This is a genomic window from Cupriavidus taiwanensis LMG 19424, from assembly GCF_000069785.1.
Lineage (GTDB): Bacteria > Pseudomonadota > Gammaproteobacteria > Burkholderiales > Burkholderiaceae > Cupriavidus > Cupriavidus taiwanensis.
Window position 1 is genome coordinate 3,103,543 of the sequence record NC_010528.1, and the last position, 24,313, is coordinate 3,127,855.

General features: G+C 64.6%; 18 protein-coding genes. 1 reads left to right on the plus strand and 17 read right to left on the minus strand.

The genetic code is table 11. The features are described from left to right. Positions 1-2: 2 nt before the first annotated feature. The 9 genes from rpsS to RALTA_RS14375 form a co-directional block, all read right to left on the minus strand. Positions 3-278 (minus strand): 30S ribosomal protein S19, encoded by a 276-nt coding sequence (rpsS, locus tag RALTA_RS14335; RefSeq protein ID WP_012354138.1) that lies wholly within the window; start codon positions 276-278, stop codon positions 3-5. 22 nt (positions 279-300) lie between these two features. Continuing rightward, positions 301-1,131 carry a 50S ribosomal protein L2 gene (gene rplB, locus RALTA_RS14340; RefSeq protein WP_012354139.1) on the minus strand — a complete coding sequence of 277 codons (831 nt, stop codon included), beginning with the start codon at positions 1,129-1,131 and terminating at the stop codon, positions 301-303. Between the two features lie 2 nt (positions 1,132-1,133). Next, positions 1,134-1,448 carry a 50S ribosomal protein L23 gene (rplW, locus tag RALTA_RS14345; protein WP_006576245.1) on the minus strand — a complete coding sequence of 105 codons (315 nt, stop codon included), beginning with the start codon at positions 1,446-1,448 and terminating at the stop codon, positions 1,134-1,136. Further along, on the minus strand, positions 1,445-2,065 hold the full coding sequence (gene rplD, locus RALTA_RS14350; RefSeq protein ID WP_011299311.1) for a 50S ribosomal protein L4: 621 nt from the start codon (positions 2,063-2,065) through the stop codon (positions 1,445-1,447). Before rplD ends, rplW begins: the two co-directional genes overlap by 4 nt. Before the next feature lie 12 nt (positions 2,066-2,077). Further along, positions 2,078-2,728 carry a 50S ribosomal protein L3 gene (gene rplC / locus RALTA_RS14355; protein WP_010812397.1) on the minus strand — a complete coding sequence of 217 codons (651 nt, stop codon included), beginning with the start codon at positions 2,726-2,728 and terminating at the stop codon, positions 2,078-2,080. 290 nt (positions 2,729-3,018) lie between these two features. Then, positions 3,019-3,519, minus strand: a complete 501-nt coding sequence (locus RALTA_RS14360) for a flavin reductase family protein (RefSeq protein ID WP_012354140.1) — start codon at positions 3,517-3,519, stop codon at positions 3,019-3,021. Position 3,520: 1 nt separating this feature from the next. Then, the gene (locus RALTA_RS14365; RefSeq protein WP_012354141.1) at positions 3,521-4,762 is read right to left on the minus strand and encodes a styrene monooxygenase/indole monooxygenase family protein; all 1,242 of its coding nucleotides are present in this window, start codon (positions 4,760-4,762) and stop codon (positions 3,521-3,523) included. A 33-nt stretch (positions 4,763-4,795) separates the two neighbouring features. Further along, positions 4,796-5,584: an SDR family oxidoreductase gene (locus RALTA_RS14370; protein WP_012354142.1), complete on the minus strand. Its 789-nt coding sequence runs from the start codon at positions 5,582-5,584 to the stop codon at positions 4,796-4,798. A 75-nt stretch (positions 5,585-5,659) separates the two neighbouring features. Continuing rightward, complete coding sequence (locus RALTA_RS14375) at positions 5,660-6,889, minus strand: dienelactone hydrolase family protein (RefSeq protein WP_012354143.1); 1,230 nt, start codon at positions 6,887-6,889, stop codon at positions 5,660-5,662. 279 nt (positions 6,890-7,168) lie between these two features. On the opposite strand from RALTA_RS14375, the gene RALTA_RS14380 reads away from it, so the two are divergent. Continuing rightward, positions 7,169-8,182 (plus strand): AraC family transcriptional regulator, encoded by a 1,014-nt coding sequence (locus RALTA_RS14380; protein ID WP_041232219.1) that lies wholly within the window; start codon positions 7,169-7,171, stop codon positions 8,180-8,182. Between the two features lie 97 nt (positions 8,183-8,279). On the opposite strand, the gene rpsJ is transcribed toward RALTA_RS14380, so the two are convergent. The 8 genes from rpsJ to rpoB all read right to left on the minus strand — a co-directional run bounded on the left by rpsJ (position 8,280) and on the right by rpoB (position 24,082). After that, the gene (gene rpsJ, locus RALTA_RS14385; protein ID WP_006160488.1) at positions 8,280-8,588 is read right to left on the minus strand and encodes a 30S ribosomal protein S10; all 309 of its coding nucleotides are present in this window, start codon (positions 8,586-8,588) and stop codon (positions 8,280-8,282) included. A gap of 77 nt (positions 8,589-8,665) precedes the next feature. Further along, positions 8,666-9,856, minus strand: a complete 1,191-nt coding sequence (tuf, locus tag RALTA_RS14390) for an elongation factor Tu (RefSeq protein WP_012354145.1) — start codon at positions 9,854-9,856, stop codon at positions 8,666-8,668. Positions 9,857-9,939: 83 nt separating this feature from the next. Further along, on the minus strand, positions 9,940-12,048 hold the full coding sequence (gene fusA, locus RALTA_RS14395; protein WP_012354146.1) for an elongation factor G: 2,109 nt from the start codon (positions 12,046-12,048) through the stop codon (positions 9,940-9,942). A 117-nt stretch (positions 12,049-12,165) separates the two neighbouring features. Then, positions 12,166-12,636, minus strand: a complete 471-nt coding sequence (gene rpsG / locus RALTA_RS14400) for a 30S ribosomal protein S7 (RefSeq protein WP_012354147.1) — start codon at positions 12,634-12,636, stop codon at positions 12,166-12,168. 224 nt (positions 12,637-12,860) lie between these two features. Next, entirely contained in the window at positions 12,861-13,238 is a 378-nt protein-coding gene (gene rpsL / locus RALTA_RS14405) for a 30S ribosomal protein S12 (RefSeq protein WP_010810460.1), read from the minus strand. A 345-nt stretch (positions 13,239-13,583) separates the two neighbouring features. Further along, a complete protein-coding gene (gene recQ, locus RALTA_RS14410; protein ID WP_012354148.1) occupies positions 13,584-15,431 on the minus strand; it encodes a DNA helicase RecQ in 1,848 nt (615 codons plus the stop codon). Positions 15,432-15,616: 185 nt separating this feature from the next. Beyond that, positions 15,617-19,861, minus strand: coding sequence for a DNA-directed RNA polymerase subunit beta' (gene rpoC, locus RALTA_RS14415; RefSeq protein WP_012354149.1), 4,245 nt, complete (start codon positions 19,859-19,861; stop codon positions 15,617-15,619). Between the two features lie 114 nt (positions 19,862-19,975). Beyond that, positions 19,976-24,082, minus strand: coding sequence for a DNA-directed RNA polymerase subunit beta (rpoB, locus tag RALTA_RS14420; RefSeq protein ID WP_012354150.1), 4,107 nt, complete (start codon positions 24,080-24,082; stop codon positions 19,976-19,978). Between the last annotated feature and the right edge of the window lie 231 nt (positions 24,083-24,313).

Below are 24,313 nucleotides of genomic sequence, written 5' to 3' on the forward strand. Positions count from 1 at the left end.
CCTTACCTCTTCGCTTTCTTGTCAGCCGCGTGGCCCTTGAACGTGCGGGTGATCGCAAATTCGCCGAGCTTGTGGCCAACCATGTTTTCCGTCACGTACACCGGCACGTGTTGACGGCCGTTGTGAACGGCGATCGTCAGGCCGATGAACTCCGGCAGAATGGTCGAGCGGCGCGACCACGTCTTGATGGGCTTCTTGTCCTTGCCGCTCGTTGCAACTTCCACCTTCTTCAGCAGGTGGGCGTCGCAGAACGGACCCTTTTTAGCGGAACGAGTCATATCTTTAGCTCCTACCTACCGATTAACGCTTGTGGCGCTTCTGGACGATCATGCTGTCCGTGCGCTTGTTGCTGCGGGTGCGGTAGCCCTTGGTCGGGGTACCCCACGGCGACACCGGATCGCGGCCAGCAGCGGTCTTGCCCTCGCCACCACCGTGCGGGTGGTCGACCGGGTTCATCACCACGCCGCGGACCGTCGGGCGGATACCGCGCCAGCGGGTCGCACCGGCCTTGCCGATGACGCGCAGGCTGTGCTCTTCGTTGCCCACTTCACCAACAGTGGCGCGGCACTCGATGTGCACGCGGCGCACTTCGCCGGAGCGCAGGCGAACCTGGGCGTACAGGCCTTCACGGGCCAGCAGCACGGCGGAACCGCCAGCAGCGCGGGCGATCTGGGCGCCCTTGCCCGGCAGCATTTCCACGTTGTTGATCGTGGTACCGACCGGAATGTTGCGGATCGGCAGGTTGTTACCGGCCTTGATCGGCGCTTCCGAGCCGTTCAGCAGCTGCTGACCGGCAACCATGCCCTTGGTGGCGATGATGTAGCGGCGCTCGCCGTCGGCGAACACGACCAGCGCGATATTGGCGCTGCGGTTCGGATCGTATTCCAGGCGCTCGACCTTGGCGGGGATGCCGTCCTTGTCGTTGCGCTTGAAGTCGACCACGCGGTAGTGGTGCTTATGACCACCGCCCTTGTGGCGGGTGGTGATATGACCATTGTTGTTACGGCCCGACTTCTGGAATTGCTTTTCCAGCAGCGGCGCGTACGGGGTGCCCTTGTGAAGGTCCTTGTTGACCACCTTCACCATCGAGCGACGACCCGGGGAAGTCGGCTTGGTCTTGACGAGTGCCATGATTACTTGGCCTCCGCTTCAAAATTGATTTCCTGACCCGGCTTCAGCGACACGTAAGCTTTCTTCACGTGGTTGCGACGGCCCATGAAACGGCCGAAGCGCTTCTGCTTGCCCTTCTGGTTCAGGATCTGAACGGACTGCACCTCGACCTTGAACAGCAGTTCGACGGCGGCCTTCACTTCTGCCTTGTTGGCATCGCGAGCCACTTCGAACACGACTTGTTCATTCTTGTCGGCGACCAGGGTTGCCTTTTCGGAAACCACCGGCGCGAGCAGCACCTGCATCAAACGATGATCGTTCTTGGCTACTTGCGTCATTTCAGCAACTCCTCGATCTGCGCGACGGCTGCCTTGGTCACCAGCACCTTCTTGTAGTGCACGAGCGACAGCGGATCAGCCTGGCGCGGCTCGACAACTGCCACGTGCGGCAGGTTGCGCGAAGCCAGGTAGAGGTTTTCGTCGAGGCTGTCGGTGATGATCAGCACCGAGTCCAGGCCCATGGCCTTGAACTTGTCGGCCAAGAGCTTGGTCTTGGGCGCGTCGACAGTGAAACCGTCCACCACGTTGATACGACCTTCACGTGCGAGCTGCGAGTAAATCGAGCGCATGCCGGCACGGAACATCTTCTTGTTGACCTTCTGGCTGAAGTTCTCTTCCGGCGAATTCGGGAAGATACGGCCACCCCCGCGCCACAGCGGCGACGAGGACATACCGGCACGAGCACGGCCCGTACCCTTCTGGCGCCACGGCTTCTTGGTCGTGTGCTTGACCTCTTCACGATCCTTCTGCTTACGGTTACCGCTGCGAGCGTTGGCCTGGTAAGCGACGACGATCTGGTGAACGAGGGCTTCGTTGTAGTCACGGCCGAACACTTCGGGCGAGGCTGCGACGCCTGCACCGACTTGGCCATTGTCCTGGAGGAGCTTGAGTTCCATTACATGCGCTCCTTAAGCTTTGGCTTTGGCCTTGACGGCCGGGGTAACGATGACCTTGCCGTTCTTGGAGCCAGGGATGGCGCCCTTGACCAGCAGCAGCTTGCGCTCTGCGTCGATCTTGGCGATCTCCAGGTTCTGCACGGTGCGGGTGACATCGCCCAGGTGACCGGTCATGCGCTTGCCCGGGAACACGCGGCCCGGATCCTGCGCCATACCGATCGAGCCCGGCACGTTGTGCGAGCGCGAGTTACCGTGGGTGGCACGGCCGGAGGCGAAGTGGTAGCGCTTGATGGTACCGGCGTAGCCCTTACCGATGGTCACGCCCTGCACGTCGATCTTCTGACCGACTTCGAACAGATCGACCGACAGCGAACCGCCAGCTTGCAGTTCGGCAGCCTTGGCTGCGTCGATACGGAATTCGCGGATGATTTCGCCGGCTTCCACGCCGGCTTTGGCGAGGTGACCCGCCAGCGGCTTGGTAACGCGGCTTGCGCGTCGTGCGCCGAAGGTGACTTGAACCGCGGTGTAACCGTCGGTCTCGTCCGTCTTGATTTGCGTCACGCGGTTGTCGCCGACCTCGACCACGGTCACGGGAATCGCTTCACCGTCGTCCGTGAAAATACGGGTCATGCCAACCTTGCGACCTACAAGGCCAAGGCTCATGGTTTGCTCCATTCCCAGCTGCGATTGGCCGGGGCTGATTGATACACGAAAACTGTGCTTGCGCTTGTGCGCCGATGGGCTGCGCTAAAGAAGACTGCGCCCGGCCAAAACGGCCAACCCACTACCCGGAGACACGGGTAGCCTTACACTATAACCCTTCCCCGAGGAAAGGGCAATAAGCAATTGCGATTCGCCAGCGGGTGTTGTAGGCAGGATTCAGGCAGATGTGCGCAAAAGCTGGCACGAAGGCGGCGCGGTCGCTGGGGAGTGCCGCCTCCGGCACGGGAGACTCAGGCCGCGACGCGCACGAAGCCGCCGCCATAGAAGACCAGCGGCTCGCCCTCGTGCGCCGCGATGGATTCGACCGCGCCCACGATCAGCAGGTGGTCGCCCACCGGATCAGCCCGCTCGACGCGGCAGGCCAGTGTGGCGAGCGCCTCGTCCAGGTAGGGAACGCCCTGAGGGCAGCGGGTGTGGCGCACGCCGGCGAACTTGTCCGCGGCGGGGGTGGCAAAGCGGCGCGCCAGGTCGCCATGGCCGGCGCGCAGGATGCTGACGCCGAACGGTCGGCCCGGCTCGAACAGCCCGGCGTTGGGCGAGTGCGATGCCAGGCTCCACAGGATCAGCGGCGGCGCCAGCGACAGCGACGCAAACGAGTTGACGGTGATGCCGACCGGACGCCGTTGCGCCGTGCAGGCACCGATGACCGCCACGCCGGTCGCGTAGCGACCGCAAACCCGGCGCAATTCGCGCGGATCGAGCGAGGGGGCGGCATGGCTGGTGGTGTCCATGTCAGGCGGCCCGGGGCAGGTAGTGGTCGATCAGCTGGTGGCAGGCCTGCGGATCCAGCCACCACGGGAAGTAGTCAGGCGGATTGTCGAAGCCATTGGCGATGCGCGCGGCCAGCGCCGGCGATTGCCCCGCCGCGCCCAGCAGCGCCAGGATATGGGGCGGCGGCGGAGTCAGCAGCGAGTTGGTCCAGGCCACCACATCGCCGGCGTAATGCCAGTAGCTGGCGAAAGTCTGCTCCATCCAGTCACGGTCGAACGGCCGCTCGCCATGGGCGAGGATCGCGTCGAGGTAGACCTTGCAGCATTTGGCGGCGTTGTTCGAACCTTGCCCGGTAATCGGATCGTTGACCACCACGGCATCGGCCATGCCGAATACCAGCCGCCCCGACGGCAGCGTCAGCACCGGCTTGCGCACCGTCGGTGCGAAGCGGCCTGACAGGATGCCGTTGTCGTCGGTCAGCGCCACGTGCTCGCAGCGCTCGGCTTCCCAGGGCGCATAGGTGCGCAGGATGCGCAGGCTTTCCGCGAGGTGCTGGTCTGGCGTGCGCGCCTCGGCCCAGCGGTCCATCGGGCCGCCAGGGATGCCCTCGAACACCATGATCTCGCACGGCCCCGACAGCGTCAGCGCGGGAAATACGAAGTACTCGCCCACGCCCGGGATCAGGTTGAAGCAAACCCGCGAGAACGGCTCGCGCGGCAGCATGCCGGTCACATAGGTCAGGGCCAGCGCGCGTTGCGGCTTGTCGAACGGGCTGCGCTGGGCATCGCGCTCGAAGCGGCTGACGATCTCGCCCTTGCCGGCGGCCAGCAGCACCAGGTCATGCTCGCGCGTCAGGTCCTCCAGCTCGTCGATGCCGACATCGACGATGCGCAGGTCGCCGCCGCGCGCCACGAAGGCCTCCATCCACGCCGGCATCTTCAGGCGCTGGTCGACCGCCTGCGCCGGCCGGTCCAGCGGCGCGGCCCAGTCGATGACCTTCGCGCCGGGCTGCTCGGGATGCGGCACGGCCAGGCCGATGCCCTCGACCGGCGGGCAGGTGTCTTCCCACCAGTTCAGCCCGAGTTCGCGCTCGGTCTGCAGCGCGCGGTTGAACATGCACTGGCTCGACATGACCTTGCCGGCCCGGACCTGCTCGGGCGTGCGGTTGGACAGCAGCGTGACCTGGTAGCCCGCCGCCTGCAACCCGAGGGCCATTTGCAGGCCGGACTGGCCGGCCCCGACGATGGCGATGCGTTGGCGCATGATGTTGTCTCCTGGTTTGGATGCGGGATGGGTTCAGCCGGCCAGCTTGCCGATGGCCGGAACGTTCTGCTCCGGGCCCATGGCGCTGTAGCCGCCGTCAACGGCGTAATCCGCGCCGGTGACGAAGCTGGCATGGTCGGAGCACAGGAACAGCGCTACCTGCGCGACCTCGCCGGGCTCGCCCACGCGGCCCAGCAGGTGGAACGGCGCGGCGACGGCATCGGTCCGGGCACGGTTGCCGCCGCTGACCTCGTCCATCAGCCGGCACCAGGTCCAGCCGGGCGACACCGAATTCACGCGGATGCGGTCCGGCGCCAGATCCATCGCCATGTTGCGCGTCAGCTGCGCGATGGCCGCCTTCGATACCGGATAGAGCCAGCGCCCGGTCTGCGCCACCTTGGACGAGATGCTGGTGAAATTGACGATGGCGCCGCCGCCGCGCGCGCGCATCAGCGGCTGCACCGCCTGCGCCAGCATCACGCCGGAGACCACATTGACGTCGAGCGCCGCCAGCCAGTCGGCACGGCTGGAGCGAAAGCCGTCGTCGAGATAGGTGCAGGCCAGGTTGACCAGGCAATCGACGCCGCCAAAGCGCTGCGCTACCTGGCTCACCGCATCGCGCACCTGCTCGTCCCGCGTGATGTCCGCCGCGATGAACAGCGCGTCCTTGCCCAGATCCGCGGCAACGCGCTCGCCATTGGCGGCGTCGATATCGAAGATCGCCACGCGCGCGCCGGCCTCGACGAAAGCCCGCGCCACGCCTGCGCCAATCAGCGTGGCGCCGCCGGTGACGATGGCCACCTTGTCCTGCAATCCCTTCATGGTTGTCTCCTCGTTGGTCACCGGTGTCCGTCCGGACAGGCCTCTGTGGGCCCGCTCCGGTGTATGCCGCCTGGCTTACTTGCCTTCGCTCTGCGGCCAGCGCGCCATCAGCGTGTTCGACGGCAGGGTCTCGTCCAGCAGCTTGCGCGCGGTCTCAACCCCTGCCACCGGCAAGCCTGCCGGATCCAGCTTGCCGATCTGCACCAGCACGCTGGCCTGGTCCCAGTAGATGTGTTCGTGATAAAGCTTGTCGCCGCGGAACTTGACGATGGCAATCAGCGGAATCTCCACGCGCTTGCCGGTCGGCGGCACGCCGGGCAGCATCCAGTCGATTTCGCAGGTATGGGTGAAGCAGAACAGCAGCTCGTCGACGATCTGCGTGGCGCCGACCGTGCGCGACAGCGGAATCAGCGTCGTGTCCGGCGGATTGCTGTGCACGAAGTGGTGCTGGTAGAAGCGACGCAGCTGCGCGTGGCCGACACCGCCGGTCATGGTCGGGATATGGTTCACGTAAGGCTGCGCCACCATCGTCGCCATGGTCGCATCGACATCGCGGGTGGCGAATTCATATTCGCAGTGCTTGTCCCACAGCGCCGAAAAGTCGTAGTGCGGCCCCATCTCGCGCCGCAGCGCGGCGATCGCGCGCTGATGCGCCATCAGTGCCGAGGGCTTGTCGAAGTGCTCGCCGCCGGCACGCGCGAAGGCGTGATCGACGCCGGGGTAGACATAGACCTCGATGTTGTCGCGGCCGGCCAGGGCTTCGCGAATCGCCGCCTGCGCCTGCGGCGGGCAGAAGCCGTCCTTTTCGGCGATATGCAGCACGAGGCGGCCGCGCACGTTGCCGGCTTCCTCCAGGGCATGCTCGATGCCGACGCCGTAGTACGCCACCGCGCAGGCCACGTCGGGCAGGCGGCAGGCCGCCAGGTAGGCCAGCTTGCCGCCCAGGCAGAAGCCCAGCACGCCGGTCTGCCCGGCGCATTCGGGCCGCGCACGCAACGTTTCCAACGCAGCGCCCACATCCTGCACGCCCTTCGCTTCGTCGAATTGCTGATAGAGGCCGAGCGCGCGCTGGAAGTCCTCGCCGCGATCGGTCAGTTCGATGCCGGGCGCGAGGCGCCAGAACAGGTCGGGAACCAGCACCGTGTAACCCTCTTCAGCGTAATAGTCGGCGACCTGCCGCATGGTGGCATTGACGCCGAAGATCTCCTGGCACAGCACGATGCCGGGGCCCTTGCCTGCCGCCGGGGTAGCGAGATAGCCGCTGAAACTGCCTTCGGGGGTCTGGATCTGGATGGTCTGGCCCATGGCCTGCGCTCCTTGTCGTTCTCTGTTGGCTGACAGCTGGTGAAGGGTTGCGCTGCCGTGCTGGATCCCATGATGGTGGCTCCGCACCGCAGCAAACTAGCCGCTGGCTGCAGCGGCTATCCGATTAGTGCAGGAAAGTCAGGCTTCGGTCAACGCAAGGCCGGGGTCGCGCGGATCGATCCGCTATAGTGGTTGCGTGGACCATGCTGCGCGCATGGCGCCCCGGCCCGCCGCCGTGGACGCCAGCCAGCGCCGCGGCCACGCCAGAGGAGCGAGACCATGATGCAGCTGCCCCCGACTGCCCGCGCGCCGGCACCGCTGGCGCATGCCCTGCTGCACGATGCCGGGCGGCAGGTGTTCGCCTCGACCGACCTCGGGCAGACGCGCGCGGCCGTGGGCAAGGTCTTCAAGCCTCACCGGCTCGATATCCGCGGGACCAGCCTGTCGGCCCGCATGCATCACGCCCCGCTGGGGGCGGTGTCGCTGAACCGGCTCGCCTACGGGGCCGATGTCACGATCGACCCGGGCCCGCTCGGCGACTTCCTGCTGGTGCAGATGCCGCTCAGCGGCCACGCCGAAATCCGTTGCGGCGCGCAGCAGATCGTGTCGACACCGGAGTGCGCGTCCGTGCTGACGCCCAGCGATCCGCTGCTGATGCGCTGGAGCGCGGACAACGACCAGCTGATCGTGCGCGTCGAGCGCAACGCGCTGGAGCGCGTGTGCGCCGCCTATCTCGGCCATCGCCCGGCCCTGCCGCTGCGCTTCCAGCTCGGCATGGCCTGGCGCAGCGCCGGCTGGTATGCATTGATGGAGTATCTGGTGCAGATGCTGTCGGCGGCGCCGGCAACGGCACGCCATCCGCTGACGGCGTGCCAGCTCGAGCAGCTGGTGATCGGCGCGCTGCTGACACTGCAGCCGCACAGCCTGTCGGAGGCGCTGCAGCGGCACGGCAAGCCGCTGGCGCCGCGCCATGTGAAAGTGGTCGAGGAGTATATCCACGCCCATGCCGCCGCCGCGCTGACGCCGGCGCTGCTGGCGGAAATCGCGGGGGTCAGCCTGCGCAGCCTGTATGCGGGATTCCGCGAGCATCGCGGGCTGAGCCCGATGGCCTACCTGCGCACGATCCGGCTGGACCGGGTACGGCACGATCTGCTCAACGATGCGGCGCTGTCGTCGGTGACCGGCGCCGCGCTGCGCTGGGGCTTTACCCACCTGGGGCGCTTCAGCGCCGAATACCGGCGCGCGTTCGGCGAGTGTCCGGCGGAGACGCTGCGCCGGCGCGGCAGCGTGTAGTTGCGGGCGCTGCCGTGCGGCGCGCCACCAAACAAAAACGGCGAACCGAGGTTCGCCGTTTTGCTGCATCAAGCCGCGCATGCGGCCCGAAACATCGTTACACCTTGATCTCGACGTCCACGCCGGCCGGCAGGTCGAGCTTCATCAGCGCGTCAACCGTCTTGTCGGTCGGGTCGACGATGTCCATCAGGCGCTGGTGAGTGCGGATCTCGAACTGATCGCGGCTGGTCTTGTTGACGTGCGGCGAACGCAGGATGTCGAAGCGCTGGATGCGGGTCGGCAGGGGCACCGGGCCCTTGACGATCGCGCCGGTACGCTTGGCGGTATCCACGATCTCGGCGGCCGACTGGTCGATCAGGCGATAGTCGAAAGCCTTCAGGCGGATACGGATCTTCTGGTTCTGCATGATATTTCCTTAAAAGAGCGATTGGGCAAGCTGCCCGTTGAATGGGGACATGCCCGCGGGCATGTCCCAGGAAGTGCTTAGTCGAGGATCTTTGCCACGACGCCGGCGCCGACGGTACGGCCACCTTCGCGGATAGCGAAGCGCAGGCCTTCTTCCATGGCGATCGGGGCGATCAGCTTGACGGTGATCGACACGTTGTCACCCGGCATGACCATTTCCTTGTCCTTCGGCAGCTCGATCGAGCCGGTCACGTCGGTGGTACGGAAGTAGAACTGCGGGCGGTAGTTGTTGAAGAACGGGGTGTGACGGCCGCCTTCGTCCTTCGACAGGATGTACACCTCGCCGGTGAAGTGGGTGTGCGGCTTGATCGAACCCGGCTTGCACAGCACCTGGCCGCGCTCGACGTCTTCACGCTTGGTGCCGCGCAGCAGCAGACCGACGTTGTCGCCAGCCTGGCCCTGGTCCAGCAGCTTGCGGAACATTTCCACGCCGGTGCAGGTGGTCTTCACGGTCGGCTTGATACCGACGATTTCGATTTCCTCGCCGACCTTGATCACGCCGCGCTCGATACGGCCGGTCACCACGGTGCCGCGACCCGAGATCGAGAACACGTCTTCCACCGGCATCAGGAAGGTACCGTCAACGGCACGCTCCGGCGTCGGGATGTAGGTGTCCAGCGCGTCGGCCAGGCGCATGATGGCTTCTTCGCCCAGGTCGCCCTTGTCGCCTTCCAGCGCCAGCTTGGCCGAACCCTTGATGATCGGGGTGTCGTCGCCGGGGAACTCGTACTTGCTCAGCAGCTCGCGAACTTCCATCTCGACCAGCTCGAGCAGTTCGGCGTCGTCCACCATGTCGCACTTGTTCAGGAACACGATGATGTACGGCACGCCAACCTGACGGGCCAGCAGGATGTGCTCGCGGGTCTGCGGCATCGGGCCGTCAGCGGCCGAGCACACCAGGATCGCGCCGTCCATCTGGGCGGCACCCGTGATCATGTTCTTCACGTAGTCGGCGTGGCCCGGGCAGTCAACGTGCGCGTAGTGGCGGTTGGCCGTCTCGTACTCGACGTGCGCGGTGTTGATGGTAATGCCGCGTGCCTTTTCTTCCGGCGCTGCGTCGATTTCGTCGTACTTCTTGGCGGCACCGCCGAACTTCGAAGCCAGCACCGTGGCGATCGCTGCGGTCAGCGTGGTCTTGCCGTGGTCAACGTGACCAATCGTACCAACGTTCACGTGCGGCTTGGTCCGCTCGAACTTTTCCTTTGCCATTTTTTTCAGCTCCTAATGGAATGCAGTCTTGTCGATTCATCACGCCGCCGCGCCCGGGTGGGTCGCGGCGGCATACAGCTTATTTACTTGCCCTTGGCCGCCATCACTGCTTCGGCGATGTTCTTCGGCGCCTCGGCGTAGTGCTTGAATTCCATGGTGTACGTGGCGCGGCCTTGCGTGGCCGAGCGCAGCGCGGTCGAATAACCGAACATTTCCGACAGCGGGACTTCGGCCTTGATGATCTTGCCGCCGCCAACCATGTCGTCCATGCCCTGCACGATGCCGCGGCGGGACGACAGGTCGCCCATCACGGTACCGGTGTAGTCTTCCGGCGTTTCCACTTCCACGGCCATCATCGGCTCGAGCAGAACCGGGCTGGCCTTGCGCATGGCTTCCTTGAAAGCCATCGAGCCGGCCATGCGGAACGCGTTTTCGTTCGAGTCCACGTCGTGGTACGAACCGAACGTCAGCGTGACCTTCACGTCCACCACCGGGAAGCCAGCGAGGATACCGTTCGGCAGCGTGTCGACGATACCCTTTTCGACCGCCGGGATGTATTCGCGAGGAATCACACCGCCCTTGATGGCGTCGATGAACTCGAAGCCCTTGCCCGGCTCTTGCGGTTCCAGCGTGATCACGGCGTGACCATACTGGCCGCGGCCGCCCGACTGCTTGACGAACTTGCCTTCGACGTCCTCGGCCTTCTTGCGAATGGTTTCGCGGTAGGCCACCTGCGGCGCGCCGATGTTGGCTTCCACGCCGAATTCGCGCTTCATGCGGTCGACCAGAATTTCGAGGTGGAGCTCGCCCATGCCCGAAATGATGGTCTGGCCCGATTCTTCATCGGTACGCACGCGGAACGACGGATCTTCGGCGGCCAGGCGGTTCAGGGCGATGCCCATCTTTTCCTGGTCGGCCTTGGTCTTCGGCTCGACAGCCTGCGAGATCACCGGCTCCGGGAACACCATGCGCTCGAGCACGATCGGGGCAGCCGGATCGCACAGCGTATCGCCCGTGGTGGCGTCCTTCAGGCCCACCGCGGCGGCGATGTCGCCGGCCAGCACTTCCTTGATTTCTTCGCGCTGGTTGGCGTGCATCTGCAGAATACGGCCCAGACGCTCCTTCTTCTGCTTCACCGGGTTGTACACGGTGTCGCCCGAATTGATCTTGCCCGAGTAGACGCGGAAGAAGATCAGCTGGCCGACGAACGGGTCGGTCATGATCTTGAACGCCAGCGCCGAGAACTTCTCGTTGTCGTCGGCCTTGCGCTCGAGCTTCTTCTCGTCGTCGCTTTCGTCCACGCCCTTGACCGGCGGAATATCGACCGGCGACGGCAGGAAGTCGATCACGGCGTCGAGCATGCGCTGCACGCCCTTGTTCTTGAACGCGGTGCCGCACAGCATCGGCTGGATTTCGCAGGCGATGGTACGGTCACGCAGCGCCTTGACGATCTCGGCGCGGGTCAGCTCTTCGCCGCCCAGGTACTTTTCCATCAGCTCTTCGCTGGCTTCGGCGGCCGACTCGACCATCTTCTCGCGCCATTCGTCAGCGGTGGCTTGCAGCTCGGCCGGGATGTCCTTGTACTCGAACTTCACGCCCTGGCTGGCTTCGTCCCAGATGATCGCCTTCATTTCCAGCAGGTCGATCACGCCCTGGAAGCCGTCTTCCGCGCCGATCGGCACCACGACGGGCACCGGGTTGGCCTTCAGGCGGGTCTTCAGCTGGTCGTAGACCTTGAAGAAGTTCGCGCCGGTACGGTCCATCTTGTTGACGAACGCCAGACGCGGCACGCCGTACTTGTTGGCCTGACGCCACACGGTTTCGGACTGCGGCTGCACGCCACCCACTGCGCAGTAGACCATGCAGGCGCCGTCCAGCACGCGCATGGAACGCTCCACCTCGATGGTGAAGTCCACGTGGCCCGGGGTGTCGATGATGTTGAAGCGGTGCTCGGGGTAGTTGCCGGCCATGCCCTTCCAGAAGGCGGTGGTCGCAGCGGAGGTGATGGTGATGCCACGCTCCTGTTCCTGCTCCATCCAGTCCATGGTGGCGGCGCCGTCGTGCACTTCACCGATCTTGTGGTTCACACCGGTGTAGAACAGGATGCGCTCGGTCGTGGTGGTTTTACCCGCGTCAATGTGAGCCGAAATACCGATGTTGCGGTAACGCTCGATGGGAGTCTTACGAGCCACTTTAATCCTCTATTCGTCCGTGAGGCGCTGGCATCTCATGGCCAGCGCCCCTAACACAAACGGGCGAGATGTGTAAAAACACAGCCCGCCCGGCAACCAACAATGTTTTCGCTCGCTTTAGAAGCGGAAGTGCGAGAACGCCTTGTTGGCTTCGGCCATGCGGTGCACTTCGTCGCGCTTCTTCATCGCGCCACCACGGCCTTCAGCAGCTTCCAGCAGCTCACCTGCCAGGCGCAGCGCCATCGACTTCTCGCTGCGTTTCTTCGCGGCCTCACGCAGCCAGCGCATCGCCAATGCCAAACGACGCGACGGACGGACTTCGACCGGAACCTGATAGTTGGCGCCGCCCACGCGACGGCTCTTCACTTCCACCACCGGCTTCACGTTGTTGATGGCAACGGAGAACACTTCGATGGGGGCCTTGCCTGCCTTCTTTTCGATCTGGTCGAACGCGCCGTACACGATGCGTTCGGCAACCGACTTCTTGCCATCCAGCATCAGCACGTTCATGAACTTGGCAACTTCAACGTTGCCGAACTTCGGATCAGGCAGAACGTCCCGCTTCGGGACTTCACGACGACGTGGCATCTTCTTTCCTTTAGATTCAGTTGAGAGCGCGGTCAAAGTTTCCCGCTCTCCGGCCACCAACTAGCTTGCATGCAGAGACAGCAAATTCGCCGGGTGACCACTTACTCGACGGCACGGTTGCCAAAAAGGCGCTCCGTTGTACCGCCGCCTGGTGACAGCACCATGACTCGCGCCACAGGCTATCGACTGTTGCTTCGGGCCTTGCGGGCCCAGGCTGCCAAAACTTAAGCTGCCTTCGGACGCTTCGCGCCGTACTTCGAACGGGCCTGCTTGCGGTCCTTCACGCCTTGCAGGTCCAGCGAACCACGGACGATGTGGTAACGCACACCCGGCAGATCCTTCACACGGCCGCCGCGGATCAGCACGACCGAGTGTTCCTGCAGGTTGTGGCCTTCACCGCCGATGTACGAAATGACTTCGAAACCGTTGGTCAGGCGCACCTTGGCGACCTTACGCAGTGCCGAGTTCGGCTTCTTCGGCGTCGTGGTGTACACGCGGGTGCACACGCCACGGCGCTGGGGGCAGTTCTCAAGCGCCGGGCTCTTGCTCTTGACGACTTCCGAGACGCGCGGCTTGCGAACCAGTTGGTTGATAGTTGGCATTGTTCAATCCAGCTTGGTTTTACGAAAAACGCCCCTCGTGCCGGCATGCGCCAGGCGGGAGAGGCAACTACGGGTTTTGGGCGGGAGAGGTGAGCGGGCGCTCTGGAGACGGGACTGTGCGGTAACAGCATGCCAAAGAGCGCGAGCCGGCACCCGGATCCCGCGTCTGCCGCCACCCGTCCATGGAAACCCAGTCCGGTAGGCTTGCCGGCAGCGACCTGAGGGCCACTTATCCGACGGGCGAGCGAAATCCAAAGCCAAAAACTCGAATCTGGCATCCTAGCAGCGGAATCGTATACCGTCAAGCCGTATACCCGACTGGAACGGGGTGGCGCCCCGGCCGGATCAGACCGTGCGCAGCGCTGCCAGGATCGACTGCCCGTAGCGCTCCAGCTTGGAAGCGCCAATGCCGGGGATGCCCTGCATGGCGGACAGCGAGTCCGGCGCGGTCCGGGCCAGTTCCGCCAGGGTGGCGTCGTGAAAGATGACATAGGCCGGCACGCCATGCTCGCGCGCGGCCTCGGTGCGCCAGCGACGCAGCGCCTCCCAGTTGGCCAGCGTATCGGCGTCCATGTCGGCGGTATGGTCGATGCGCGTGCCGCGTGCCGCGCGCTCGCCGGACTTGCCCGGCCTGGCAGCCTGGCGCCGCAGGATGATCTGGCGCTCGCCCTTGAGCACCTCACGCGCGCGTTCACCCAGCAGCAGCGCGCCGTGGCCGCCGTGGTCGATCATCAGCAAACCCTGGGCGATCAACTGGCGGAAAACGGTGTGCCACTCATGCACCGAACGGTCCTTGCCGATGCCGAAGGTCGAGACCTTGTCATGGCCCCATTGCTTGATCTTCTCCGAGGCATTGCCGCGCAGCACGTCGATCAGATGGGTCGCGCCGAAGTGAACGCGGCTGGCCTGCGCGGTGCGGTACACGCACGACAGCGCCATCTGCGCCTCGCGCGTGCCGTCCCAGGTGGCCGGCGGCTCCAGGCAGGTATCGCAGTTGCCGCAGGGCTCGCTGGCTTCATTGAAGTACGCGAGGATGCGCTGGCGCCGGCAGCCGGCGGTTTCGCACAAACCCAGCAGCGCATCGAGCTTGGACGACGACACGCGCTTGAAGGCCTCGTCCGCCTCGGATTCGTCGATCATGCGCTTCTGCTGCACCACGTCGCCCAGGCCGTAGGCCATCCAGGCATTGGCGGGCAGCCCGTCGCGGCCGGCGCGGCCGGTTTCCTGGTAATAGCCCTCCATGCTCTTGGGCAGGTCCAGGTGGGCGACAAAGCGCACGTCGGGCTTGTCGATGCCCATGCCGAAGGCGATCGTCGCCACCATCACCAGACCCTCCTCTTCGCGGAAGCGCGCCTGGTGGTGCTGCCGCACCTGGGCGTCCATGCCGGCATGGTAGGCGAGCGCGTTGATGCCCTGGCCGCTCAGCCACTGCGCGGTGTCCTCGACCTTCTTGCGCGACAGGCAATAGACAATGCCGCTGTCGTGGGTGCCGTCGGCCGCGGTATGTTCGGCCTTGATAAAGGCCAGCAGCTGCTGGCGCGCATTGTCCTTCTCGACGATGCGGTAGCGGATGTTGGGCCGGTCGAAGCTGGAGATGAAGATGCGCGCATCGTGCAGTGCCAGCCGCTCGACGATCTCGTCGCGCGTCAGCGCGTCGGCGGTCGCGGTCAGCGCGATGCGCGGCACGTACGGGAAGCGCTCGTGCAGCACCGACAGCTGGATGTACTCGGGCCGAAAGTCATGGCCCCATTGCGACACGCAGTGGGCTTCGTCGATGGCGAACAGGCCGACGCGGGTGCGCTCCAGCAGGTCAAGGAAGCGCGGCGTCATCAGCCGTTCCGGCGCCACGTAGAGGATCTCGATGCGCCCGGCCAGCAGGTCGCGCTCGACCGCCGAGGCCTCGGCGCCGGTCAGCGTCGAGTTGAGCACCGCGGCGCGCACGCCGGCCTCGGTCAGCGCCGCGACCTGGTCCTGCATCAGCGCGATCAGCGGCGACACCACGATGCCCACGCCATCGCCGGCGCGCTGGCGCAGCAGCGCCGGGATCTGGTAGCACAGCGACTTGCCGCCGCCGGTCGGCATCAGCACCAGGCAGTCGCCGCCGGTCGCGACGTGATCGATGATCTCGGCCTGGCGCCCGCGGAAGGCGTGGTAGCCGAAGACATCCTTGAGGATCGCCAGTGCTTGCGACATGGACAACGGAATTGCTGAAGCCGGAAAAGCCGTAACCATACCACTAAGGGACCCCGCTTCCGCGACCGCAGCGCAAACTCTCCGACGTTTCTCACGAAAGCAATCGCCGCGTGCAGACGAAAAAAAGCCCGGCTGGATCAGCCGGGCTTTCGGGCCGCCTTGCGGCGGCAAACAGCTTACTGCGATCAGACGTTGTCGCCTTCGCCTTCGGTCGTCGCCTGCACCACCGGCGGCTCGATGAAGAGCGACTGCTCTTCTTCGGCGATCGCCTGGGCGCGTTCGCGCTCGGAGGCCTCGCGCGCCTTGCGGGCGCGGTGGTAGGCCAGGCCGGTACCGGCCGGGATCAGACGGCCGACGATCACGTTTTCCTTCAGGCCACGCAGGTCGTCGGTCTTGCCCATGATCGCAGCTTCGGTCAGCACGCGCGTGGTTTCCTGGAACGATGCCGCCGAGATGAAGCTGTCGGTCGACAGCGACGCCTTGGTAATACCCAGCAGCAGGTTCTCGTAGGTCGCCGGACGCTTGCCTTCGGCGATCACGCGATCGTTCTCGTCGAGCAGTTCCGAACGCTCCACCTGTTCACCCGGGATGAACTTGGTGTCGCCCACATCGACGATCTGAACACGGCGCAGCATCTGGCGAACGATCACCTCGATGTGCTTGTCGTTGATCTTCACGCCCTGCAGACGGTACACGTCCTGCACTTCGTCGACGATGTAGTGCGCCAGCTCTTCGATGCCCTTCAGGCGCAGGATGTCGTGCGGGTCCGCCGGACCTTCCACGATCATTTCGCCCTTGTTCACCACCTGGCCGTCGTGCACCAGCACCTGCTTTTCCTTCGCGATCAGGAACTCGTGGGCATTGCCGTCCAGGTCGGTGATGACCAGGCGCTGCTTGCCCTTGGTGTCCTTGCCGAACGAAGTCGTGCCGGTGACTTCCGCCAGCACGGCGGCGTCCTTCGGCGAACGTGCTTCGAACAGTTCGGCCACACGCGGCAGACCACCGGTAATGTCGCGGGTCTTCTGCGATTCGGTCGGGATACGCGCGAGCACTTCACCCACGTGCACCTGCTGGCCGTCCTTCACGGTAATCAGCGCGCCGACCTGGAAGCCGATGGTCACGGAGTGGTCCGTGCCCGGGATCTTCACTTCCTGGCCGTTGGCGTCGAGCAGCTTCACCTGCGGGCGGATACCCTTGGTTGCAGCCGTGCGGCGCTTGGCGTCGATTACCACCAGGGTCGACAGGCCCGTCACTTCGTCCATCTGCTTGGCGACGGTCACGCCTTCTTCGACATTCTCGAACTTGATCGTGCCCGAGTACTCCGAAACGATCGGGCGCGTCAGCGCGTCCCAGGTCGCCAGTTGCGTGCCAGCCTTGATCGCCTGGCCGTCCTGCACCAGCAGCGTGGCGCCGTACGGGATCTTGTGGCGCTCGCGCTCGCGGCCGTGGTCGTCGGTGATCAGCGCCTCGCCGGAACGCGAGATCACGATCAGCTCGCCCTTGGCGTTGGTCACGTAGCGCATGGTCGCGGTGAAGCGGACCGTACCGGTCGCCTTCGCTTCCACGCTCGAGGCCACTGCCGCACGCGATGCCGCGCCACCGATGTGGAACGTACGCATGGTCAGCTGCGTGCCCGGCTCACCGATCGACTGCGCGGCAATCACGCCCACCGCTTCGCCCGAGTTCACCAGCACGCCGCGGCCCAGGTCGCGGCCGTAGCACTTGGCGCACAGGCCGTAGCGCGTGTCGCACGACAGCGGGGTGCGGACCTTGACTTCATCCACGCCGATGTTGTCGATCAGCTCGACCAGGTCTTCGTCCAGCAGCGTGCCGGCTTCGATCGCGGTTTCCTGGGTTTCCGGATTCACCACGTCGGCCACGGTCACGCGGCCGAGGATACGGTCGCGCAGGGCTTCGATGACTTCACCGCCTTCGACCAGGGCCTTCATGGCCACGCCGTTGGAGGTGCCGCAATCGTCTTCGACCACGACCAGATCCTGCGTCACGTCGACCAGACGACGGGTCAGGTAACCCGAGTTCGCGGTCTTCAGTGCCGTATCGGCCAGGCCCTTACGGGCGCCGTGGGTCGAGATGAAGTACTGCAGAACGTTCAGGCCTTCACGGAAGTTCGCCGTAATCGGCGTTTCAATGATCGAGCCATCCGGCTTGGCCATCAGGCCACGCATGCCGGCCAGCTGGCGGATCTGCGCGGCGGAACCCCGTGCGCCCGAGTCGGCCATCATGTAGATGGAGTTGAACGACTCTTGCTTCACGGTCTTGCCTTCGCGGTCGACCACGTCCTCGTGCTGCAGCTGCTCCATCATCGCCTTGCCCACCTGGTCGCCGGCGGCGCCCCAGATGTCCACGACGTTGTTGTAGCGTTCCTGGTCGGTCACCAGACCCGACATGTACTGCTTGTCGTATTCCTTCACCTTGGCCGAGGCCTCGGCGATGATCTTTTCCTTCGCCGGCGGCACCAGCATATCGTCGATCGCGATCGAGATACCGGCGCGGGTTGCCAGGCGGAAGCCCGACTGCAGCAGCTTGTCGGCGAAGATCACGGTCTCGCGCAGGCCGCAGCGGCGGAACGCCGTGTTGATCAGGCGCGAGATTTCCTTCTTCTTCAGCGGCTTGTTCAGCACCGAGAACGGCAGGCCCTTGGGCAGGATCTCGGACAGGATCGCGCGGCCGACCGTGGTGGCCTGCAGCGTGACCTTGGGTGCGAAACGGGCGTCGCCTTCGGCGTCCTTGTCGACCAGCTCATACTCGGTGATACGCACGTTCACGCGGGAAGCCAGCTCGACTTCCTTGTTCTCGTAGGCGCGGATCACTTCGCTGATGTCGGCGAAGGTCATGCCCTCGCCCTTGCCGTTGATCTTGTCGCGGGTGGTGTAGTACAGGCCCAGCACCACGTCCTGCGACGGCACGATCGACGGGTCGCCGTTGGCCGGGAACAGCACGTTGTTGGAGGCCAGCATCAGGGTGCGGGCTTCCATCTGCGCTTCCAGCGACAGCGGGACGTGGACAGCCATCTGGTCACCGTCGAAGTCGGCGTTGAATGCCGCGCAGACCAGCGGGTGCAGCTGGATGGCCTTGCCTTCGATCAGCACCGGCTCGAACGCCTGGATGCCCAGGCGGTGCAGCGTCGGCGCACGGTTCAGCATCACCGGGTGCTCGCGGATCACCTCTTCGAGGATGTCCCACACCACCGGGGTCTGGCTTTCGACTTCCTTCTTCGCCGCCTTGATGGTGGTGGCGATGCCCATCGTTTCCAGCTTGTGGAAGATGAACGGCTTGAACAGCTCGAGCGCCATCAGCTTGGGCAGGCCGCACTGGTGCAGCTTCAGCGTCGGGCCCACCACGATGACCGAACGGCCCGAGTAGTCCACGCGCTTGCCCAGCAGGTTCTGACGGAAACGACCGCCCTTGCCCTTGATCATTTCGGCCAGGGACTTCAGCGGACGCTTGTTGGCGCCGGTCATCGCCTTGCCGCGACGGCCGTTGTCCAGCAGCGAGTCAACCGCTTCCTGCAGCATGCGCTTTTCGTTGCGCACGATGATCTCGGGGGCCTTCAGCTCCAGCAGGCGCTTCAGGCGGTTGTTACGGTTGATGACGCGGCGGTACAGGTCGTTCAGGTCCGAGGTCGCGAAGCGGCCGCCGTCCAGCGGCACCAGCGGGCGCAGCTCGGGCGGCAGCACCGGCAGCACCTCGAGGATCATCCACTCGGGCTTGATGCCCGAACGCTGGAAGGCCTCGAGCACCTTCAGGCGCTTGGCGAACTTCTTGATCTTGGCTTCGGAACCGGTGGCCTGCAGCTCGGCGCGGATCTGTTCGATCTGCTTCTCGATGTCGATGCCGCGCAGCAGCTCACGGATGCCCTCGGCACCCATCATGGCGACGAATTCGCCCTCGCCGTACTCGTCGCACTTCGCCAGGTAGTCGTCTTCGGACATGATCTGGCTCTTCTTGAGCGGAGTCATGCCGGGTTCGATCACCACGAATGCTTCGAAGTACAGCACGCGCTCGATGTCGCGCAGCGTCATGTCCAGGACCATGCCCAGGCGCGACGGCAGCGACTTCAGGAACCAGATGTGCGCGGTCGGCGCGGCCAGTTCGATATGGCCCATGCGCTCGCGGCGCACCTTGGCCAGCGTCACTTCAACGCCGCACTTCTCGCAGATCACGCCACGGTGCTTCAGGCGCTTGTACTTGCCGCACAGGCACTCGTAGTCCTTGATCGGGCCAAAGATCTTGGCGCAGAACAGGCCGTCGCGTTCCGGCTTGAACGTACGGTAGTTGATCGTTTCCGGCTTCTTCACTTCGCCGTACGACCACGAACGGATCTTCTCGGGCGAGGCCAGGCCGATCTTGATCGCGTCGAACTGCTCTTCCTGCTGTACCTGCTTAAAGAGATCGAGCAATGCTTTCATTGCAACTCCTTGTTTCGCCACCGTCCCGGAGTCTGTCCGGGTCGATGGCATTCATCCTGTGGGAAATCCTTCGCTGGTGGGTGCCCGCCGTGGCCGGCACCCGCATCGTCTCGATCAGTAGCGATCGAGGTCGATGTCGATACCCAGCGAGCGGATTTCCTTCACCAGCACGTTGAACGATTCCGGCATGCCGGCATCGATCGAGTGCTCGCCCTTGACGATGTTCTCGTACACCTTGGTACGGCCGTTCACGTCATCGGACTTGACCGTCAGCATTTCCTGCAGCACGTACGACGCGCCGTAGGCTTCCAGTGCCCACACTTCCATCTCACCGAAACGCTGGCCACCGAACTGGGCTTTACCGCCCAGCGGCTGCTGCGTCACCAGCGAGTACGGGCCGGTGGAACGCGCGTGCATCTTGTCGTCGACCAGGTGGTGCAGCTTCAGCATGTGCATCACACCCAGCGTGACCGGACGCTCGAACGCTTCGCCGGTGCGGCCGTCGAACAGCGTGACCTGCTGCTTGGAAGCCGTCAGGCCCTTTTCGCGGGCGACGTCGTCCGGGTAGGCCAGGTCCAGCATGCGGCGGATTTCGTCCTCGTGGGCACCGTCGAACACCGGGGTCGCAAACGGCACGCCCTTCTTCAGGTTGTTCGCCAGTTCCAGCACTTCGGCATCGGAGAGGCTGTCCAGGTCTTCCGGCTTGCCGCTCTCGTTGTAGATCTGCGAGAGCAGCGTACGCAGTTCCTGCGCCTTGGCTTGCGCCTTGAGCATGTCGCCGATGCGCTGGCCCAGGCCGCGCGCGGCCCAGCCCAGGTGGGTTTCCAGGATCTGGCCCACGTTCATCCGCGACGGCACGCCCAGCGGGTTCAGCACGATGTCGGCCGGGGTACCGTCCGCCATGTACGGCATGTCCTCGATCGGCACGATCTTCGACACCACACCCTTGTTACCGTGACGGCCGGCCATCTTGTCGCCAGGCTGCAGGCGGCGCTTGACGGCCAGGTAGACCTTGACCATCTTGATCACGCCCGGCGGCAGTTCGTCGCCCTGCGTCAGCTTCTTGCGCTTCTCTTCGAAGGCCAGGTCGAACTCGTGACGCTTCTGCTCGATGGCTTCCTTGACGGCTTCCAGCTGCGCAGCCAGTTCCTCGTCGGCCGGACGGATGTCGAACCAGTGGTACTTGTCGATGTCCGCCAGGTACTCCTTGGTGATCTTGGCACCCTTGGCCAGCTTCTTCGGGCCGCCGTTGACGGTCTTGTCGACCAGCAGGCGCTCCAGACGCTGGAACGCGTCGCCTTCGACGATACGCAGCTGGTCGTTCAGGTCCAGGCGGTAGCGCTTCAGTTCGTCGTCGATGATCGACTGGGCACGCTTGTCGCGCGTCACGCCTTCGCGGGTGAAGACCTGGACGTCGATCACGATGCCGCTCATGCCCGACGGCACGCGCAGCGAGGTGTCCTTCACGTCCGATGCCTTCTCGCCGAAGATCGCGCGCAGCAGCTTCTCTTCCGGCGTCAGCTGGGTCTCGCCCTTCGGCGTGACCTTGCCCACCAGCACGTCGCCGGCTTCGACTTCCGCGCCGATGTAGGTGATGCCCGACTCGTCCAGGCGAGCCAGCTGGGCCTCGGCCAGGTTCGAGATATCGCGCGTGATTTCTTCCGGTCCCAGCTTGGTGTCGCGGGCGACGACCGACAGTTCCTCGATGTGGATCGAGGTATAGCGGTCTTCGGCCACCACACGCTCCGAGATCAGGATCGAATCCTCGAAGTTGTAGCCGTTCCACGGCATGAACGCCACCAGCATGTTCTGGCCCAGTGCCAGTTCGCCCAGGTCGGTCGAGGCGCCGTCGGCGATGACGTCGCCGCGGGCCACGTGGTCGCCCACCTTGACCATCGGACGCTGGTTGATGTTGGTGTTCTGGTTCGAGCGCGTGTACTTGATCAGGTTGTAGATGTCCACGCCGACTTCACCGGCCACGGCTTCGTCGTCGTTCACGCGGATCACGATACGCATCGCGTCGACGTAATCGACCACGCCACCGCGCATGGCCTGCACCGCGGTGCCCGAGTCGACCGCCACGGTACGCTCGATGCCGGTGCCGACCAGCGGCTTGTCCGGACGCAGGCAAGGCACGGCCTGACGCTGCATGTTCGCGCCCATCAGTGCACGGTTCGCGTCATCGTGTTCCAGGAACGGCACCAGCGAGGCAGCGGCCGAAACGATCTGCGACGGCGCCACGTCGATGTACTGCACGCGGTCCGGCGTCACCATGCGGGTTTCACGCTCGGAGCCTTCACGCGCCGACACCAGTTCGTCGGTCAGGTTGCCGTCGGCATCGACGGTCGCGTTGGCCTGCGCCACCACGTACTTGCCTTCCTCGATCGCCGACAGGTAGTCGACCTCGTCGGTCAGCTTGCTGTCGACCACCTTGCGGTACGGCGTTTCCAGGAAGCCGTATTCGTTCAGGCGGGCATACAGTGCCAGCGAGTTGATCAGACCAATGTTCGGACCTTCCGGCGTTTCGATCGGGCACACGCGGCCATAGTGGGTCGGGTGCACGTCGCGGACTTCAAAGCCGGCGCGCTCGCGCGTCAGGCCGCCCGGGCCCAGTGCGGAGACGCGGCGCTTGTGCGTGATCTCCGACAGCGGGTTGGTCTGGTCCATGAACTGCGACAGCTGCGACGAACCGAAGAACTCGCGGATCGCCGACGAGATCGGCTTCGAGTTGATCAGGTCGTGCGGCATCAGGTTCTCGGTCTCGGCCTGGCCCAGACGTTCCTTGACGGCACGCTCCACGCGCGACAGGCCGGCGCGGAACTGGTTCTCGGCCAGCTCGCCGACGCAACGCACGCGACGGTTGCCCAGGTGGTCGATGTCATCGACCTCGCCCTTGCCGTTGCGCAGGTTGACCAGGATCTTGATGGTCTCGAGGATGTCCTCGTCCTGCAGCACCATGGCGCCTTCGCCGCTGGGGCGGCCCAGGCGGCTGTTGACCTTCATGCGGCCCACGCGCGACAGGTCGTACGACTCTTCGCTGTAGAACAGGCGCTGGAACAGCGCTTCCACGGCTTCTTCGGTCGGCGGCTCGCCGGGGCGCATCATGCGGTAGATCGCGATACGCGCAGCGGTCTGGTCGGCGGTCTCGTCCACGCGCAGGGTCTGCGACATGTACGGGCCTTGATCCAGGTCGTTGGTGTACAGGGTCTGGATCTGCTTGACGCCGGCTTCGCGCAGGTTTTCCAGCAGCGCTTCGGTCAGCTCGTCGTTGGCGTTGGCGATCACCTCGCCGGTATCCGGGTCGATGATGTTCTTGGCCAGCACGCGGCCCAGCAGGTAGTCTTCCGGCACGCTGATCAGCTTGGTGCCGGCCGAGTCCAGGTCGCGGATGTGCTTGGCGTTGATCCGCTTGTCCTTCTCGACCACCACGCGGCCGTTCTTGTCGGCGATGTCGAAGCGCGCGACTTCACCGCGCAGGCGCTCGGGCACGAACTCCAGCTGCGCGCCTTCCGACTGCAGCGTGAAGTTATCGAACACGAAGAAGTGCGCCAGGATCTGTTCCGGCGTCAGGCCGATGGACTTCAGCAGGATCGTCACCGGCATCTTGCGGCGGCGGTCGACGCGGAAGTACAGGATGTCCTTCGGATCGAATTCGAAGTCCAGCCACGAACCGCGGTAGGGAATGATGCGCGCCGAGAACAGCAGCTTGCCCGAGCTGTGGGTCTTGCCCTTGTCGTGCTCGAAGAACACGCCCGGCGAGCGGTGCAGCTGCGAGACGATGACACGCTCGGTGCCGTTGATGACGAACGAACCCGTGGAAGTCATGAGCGGAATCTCGCCCATGTAGACTTCCTGCTCCTTCACTTCCTTGACCTTGCCCGGGTTCTCGCGATCGTTGATGATCAGGCGAACCTTGGCACGCAGCGCCGAATGGAACGTCAGGCCACGCTGCTGGCATTCCTTGACGTCGAACGGCGGGTTGGACAGGTGATACGAGACGAACTCCATACGGGCGAGCCCGTTATGCGAGGAGATCGGGAAAATCGCGTTGAAAGCGGCCTGGAGGCCTTCGGTCTTGCGACGTGCGGGTGGCGTATCCGCTTGCAAGAACTGGGTGTAGGATTCAATCTGGGTGGCAAGCAGGAATGGAACCTGATGTACCGTCGCGCGCTTCGCAAAGCTTTTGCGAATGCGCTTCTTTTCGGTGAAGCTGTACGCCATGGGATCTCCGAATCATCGCAGGGCTGGCTGGACCTGGCCGGACCTGAGGTGTTCAGCGACTGGGAGGGGATTTGGCGGTTGGCCGCTACCAACCTCTGGCTGACGGTGTCCGCACGCTGCGGGCGGTGTGGTCGTCGCTTCAGCGCAACGCCTGTACTCGCCCGGGGGACACCCGACCAAACTTGTCTTCTGCAGTCGGTTCAGAAGACAAACATCAGCAGCAACCACTTA

Excerpts from the sequence above, each read along its gene's own strand:
- rpsS (WP_012354138.1), bottom strand. The coding sequence starts at position 278 with ATGACTCGTTCCGCTAAAAAGGGTCCGTTCTGCGACGCCCACCTGCTG.
- rplW (WP_006576245.1), bottom strand. The coding sequence starts at position 1,448 with ATGACGCAAGTAGCCAAGAACGATCATCGTTTGATGCAGGTGCTGCTC.
- rplB (WP_012354139.1), bottom strand. The coding sequence starts at position 1,131 with ATGGCACTCGTCAAGACCAAGCCGACTTCCCCGGGTCGTCGCTCGATG.
- recQ (WP_012354148.1), bottom strand. The coding sequence starts at position 15,431 with ATGTCGCAAGCACTGGCGATCCTCAAGGATGTCTTCGGCTACCACGCC.
- RALTA_RS14380 (WP_041232219.1), top strand. The coding sequence starts at position 7,169 with ATGATGCAGCTGCCCCCGACTGCCCGCGCGCCGGCACCGCTGGCGCAT.
- rplC (WP_010812397.1), bottom strand. The coding sequence starts at position 2,728 with ATGAGCCTTGGCCTTGTAGGTCGCAAGGTTGGCATGACCCGTATTTTC.
- rpsJ (WP_006160488.1), bottom strand. The coding sequence starts at position 8,588 with ATGCAGAACCAGAAGATCCGTATCCGCCTGAAGGCTTTCGACTATCGC.
- rpsG (WP_012354147.1), bottom strand. The coding sequence starts at position 12,636 with ATGCCACGTCGTCGTGAAGTCCCGAAGCGGGACGTTCTGCCTGATCCG.
- rplD (WP_011299311.1), bottom strand. The coding sequence starts at position 2,065 with ATGGAACTCAAGCTCCTCCAGGACAATGGCCAAGTCGGTGCAGGCGTC.
- rpoB (WP_012354150.1), bottom strand. The coding sequence starts at position 24,082 with ATGGCGTACAGCTTCACCGAAAAGAAGCGCATTCGCAAAAGCTTTGCG.
- RALTA_RS14375 (WP_012354143.1), bottom strand. The coding sequence starts at position 6,889 with ATGGGCCAGACCATCCAGATCCAGACCCCCGAAGGCAGTTTCAGCGGC.
- tuf (WP_012354145.1), bottom strand. The coding sequence starts at position 9,856 with ATGGCAAAGGAAAAGTTCGAGCGGACCAAGCCGCACGTGAACGTTGGT.
- rpoC (WP_012354149.1), bottom strand. The coding sequence starts at position 19,861 with ATGAAAGCATTGCTCGATCTCTTTAAGCAGGTACAGCAGGAAGAGCAG.
- rpsL (WP_010810460.1), bottom strand. The coding sequence starts at position 13,238 with ATGCCAACTATCAACCAACTGGTTCGCAAGCCGCGCGTCTCGGAAGTC.
- RALTA_RS14365 (WP_012354141.1), bottom strand. The coding sequence starts at position 4,762 with ATGCGCCAACGCATCGCCATCGTCGGGGCCGGCCAGTCCGGCCTGCAA.
- RALTA_RS14360 (WP_012354140.1), bottom strand. The coding sequence starts at position 3,519 with ATGGACACCACCAGCCATGCCGCCCCCTCGCTCGATCCGCGCGAATTG.
- RALTA_RS14370 (WP_012354142.1), bottom strand. The coding sequence starts at position 5,584 with ATGAAGGGATTGCAGGACAAGGTGGCCATCGTCACCGGCGGCGCCACG.